This window comes from Okeania sp. SIO2F5 (assembly GCF_010692685.1).
In the GTDB taxonomy this organism is placed as follows: domain Bacteria; phylum Cyanobacteriota; class Cyanobacteriia; order Cyanobacteriales; family Microcoleaceae; genus Okeania; species Okeania hirsuta.
In genome coordinates this window covers 1-1,601 of record NZ_JAAHGU010000301.1, presented here as the reverse complement: position 1 = coordinate 1,601, position 1,601 = coordinate 1, and the positions used below count along the sequence as shown (strand labels likewise).

Annotated in this window: 3 protein-coding genes; 2 read left to right on the top strand and 1 reads right to left on the bottom strand. The window is 40.8% G+C overall.

What is annotated here, in order from left to right:
• Both F6K27_RS33125 and F6K27_RS33120 read left to right on the top strand, forming a co-directional pair.
• Positions 1-216, top strand: a 216-nt coding sequence (locus tag F6K27_RS33125; RefSeq protein WP_287280346.1) for a hypothetical protein, incomplete at its 5' end; no start/stop codon positions are given.
• A gap of 321 nt (positions 217-537) precedes the next feature.
• Entirely contained in the window at positions 538-1,257 is a 720-nt protein-coding gene (locus F6K27_RS33120) for an aspartate/glutamate racemase family protein (protein ID WP_287280344.1), read from the top strand.
• A gap of 59 nt (positions 1,258-1,316) precedes the next feature.
• Here the strand turns inward: F6K27_RS33120 and F6K27_RS33115 are convergent, their stop codons facing one another.
• Positions 1,317-1,445: a hypothetical protein gene (locus tag F6K27_RS33115; RefSeq protein ID WP_287280342.1), complete on the bottom strand. Its 129-nt coding sequence runs from the start codon at positions 1,443-1,445 to the stop codon at positions 1,317-1,319.
• Between the last annotated feature and the right edge of the window lie 156 nt (positions 1,446-1,601).

Below are 1,601 nucleotides of genomic sequence, written 5' to 3'. Positions count from 1 at the left end.
ACCCTGTTCCGCACTAGCGAAGTTTATGAGGGAGCGCTGGAAGTGCTTGGTGAAATTACCAGCGACCAAACTTGGGGATGGAACCAGCTTTCTAGTCAACCTGTAGAGGTTTATATGGCTCCTGGAAATCATACCACTATGTTGAGTGAACCTCATGTAATGGTATTAGCTGAACTGTTGAAACTTTGCTATCAAAAAAGCTCCCCTGATTTTTAATTGTATAGCAATCAGGAATCAGTTGTGAGAATTGAGGTGTTCCTTAAAAGTATAGAATATAATAATTGCTATATTTATATGATATCATCTCCGGTAGCATCGTTTGTGTATAAAATCAAGGTTAAAATGAGGGAAAACCTTCTGCCTTCTGCCTTCCTTCCACCAAAGTCTAATTATTCAACCGGACATGACATGATATGATACGTTTTTTTCTTCTTCTCTGTTCCCTGTTCCCTGTTCCCTGTTCCCTAAAAGTTTCCAATATCTCACAACTCAAATCATATTGCTATAGTTACGTCTTGAAAATGAAAAACCCAACCTATGAAAATTAAAATTATTATTCCCATAAATAACAGCGATTTCAACGATGAAATTGCCCAAGCTGTTGAACCCGTCCTCACACCTGATATGACGGTAGATGTGGAAAATATTTCAGAGGGGACTCGTTCAATTGAAAGTCGTTATGATTCAGAAATCAATGCCCCTTATGTGATTGCACAAGCGGTGAAAGCTGAACGAGATGGCTTTGACGGGATTTTTGTATCGGACATGGATTACTGTGGAGTTGAAACAGCTCGAGAGGTCATTGACATTCCAATTGTTGGGGGGTTCCGACCCAGCGCTTATACAGCGATGATGCTTGCTCAAAGGTTCTCAATTATTACTATTGTGAATTCAGTTGTAGCAATGCAACGGGAGCATATCAGGAAGTTTGGGATTTCCCCCAATTTTGCTTCCATTCGTTCCGTGCATCTTCCGGTTTTGAGCTTACATGACAAGCAAGTTGCCCTAGAAAAAATCTATGCCGAAAGTGTCAAAGCGATTGATGAAGATGGTGCTAATGCCATAATTTTTGGTTGCACTGGCTTTTTAAATGTGGCTGATGCTGTTGCTCAACGTCTAGCTGAAGTGGGAAGAGGAGTACCTGTTGTCGATCCAAATCGCGTCGCTATTTCATTTTTGGAGTTGTTGATTCGGAATAAGCTTTCCCAGAGTCGGTTAACTTATTACAAGCAAAATTACTGGGAAAAACAGGACTAATACCAATTTAATAAATGTTTGCTACGCTTTCTTGAGTAGGGGAGTAGGGCAGGGCATTTTCATTCTAATTTTTTGCGATAGCCAAACCCCTGAATTGGAGAGAGTTTTTCCCCTTTATTACTCGCCCATGATTTAATCAGAAGAAATAATGGCGATCGCCCTTGTCCTCCAAGTCTCCCTTGTCCCAATTTTACCTCGATAATGAAAACGCCCCCCGTGTTTCACCGGGGGAGATGTCAACCTATTACACTAAACTATTCAGCGTCAGTTTCAAAGATCGCAAATCGTAGCCGAGCTGCCGACTCTTCTATTTCTACCAAAGACTCAATACTAACAAGTACTTT

Bases quoted from the DNA above. Each gene is read 5' to 3' on its own strand.
- F6K27_RS33120 (WP_287280344.1), top strand. From the start codon at position 538: ATGAAAATTAAAATTATTATTCCCATAAATAACAGCGATTTCAACGAT.